Annotated in this window: 1 protein-coding gene; it reads right to left on the bottom strand. The window is 73.9% G+C overall.

The annotated features are described in order from the left end of the window. Positions 1–685: beta-ketoacyl synthase N-terminal-like domain-containing protein (locus OSB71_RS24255; protein ID WP_265950946.1), on the bottom strand; the 685-nt coding region annotated here is incomplete at both ends.

Raw genomic sequence — 685 nt, 5'->3', positions numbered from 1 at the left:
CCGGATGACGGCCAGCACGTCGTGCCCGTTGCGCCGCGCGTCCGACAACCGCTCCAGCAGCAGCACCCCCACACCCTCGCCCCAGCCGGTGCCGTCGGCCGCGTCCGCGAACGCCTTGCAGCGGCCGTCCGGGGCGAGCCCCTGCTGCTTGCCGAAGTCCGCGAACGTGCCCGGGGTGGCCATGATGTTGACGCCGCCGGCCAGCGCCATGGTGCACTCGCCGCCGCGCAGCGCCTGGGCCGCCAGGTGGAGTGCCACCAGCGAGGACGAGCAGGCGGTGTCCACCGTCACCGCCGGGCCCTCAAGACCGAAGGTGTAGGAGATGCGGCCGGAGGCCACGCTTCCGGACGTACCGCTGGAGACGTAGCCCTCGCCGCCTTCCGGCACCTTCGCCAGCAGCGCCACGTAGTCCTGGGTGTTGACGCCGACGAAGACCCCGGCGCTGGTGCCCTTCAGGGAGCGCGGGTCGATGCCCGCGTCCTCGAACGTCTCCCAGGAGGTCTCCAGCAGCAGGCGGTGCTGCGGGTCCATCGCGATCGCCTCGCGGGGGGAGATGCCGAAGAAGGCGGGGTCGAAGTCGCCCGCGTTCGCCAGGAAGCCGCCCTGGAGGGTGGGCGCGGACGCCCGGTCCTCCGGGGACGCGGGCGGCGCCAGCCGGTCCCAGCCCCGGTCCGGTGGTACGTCC

The organism is Streptomyces marinisediminis, assembly GCF_026262575.1.
In the GTDB taxonomy this organism is placed as follows: domain Bacteria; phylum Actinomycetota; class Actinomycetes; order Streptomycetales; family Streptomycetaceae; genus Streptomyces; species Streptomyces marinisediminis.
Note: the sequence above shows the minus strand (reverse complement) of the source record. Positions and strands in the feature narration are given on the sequence as shown.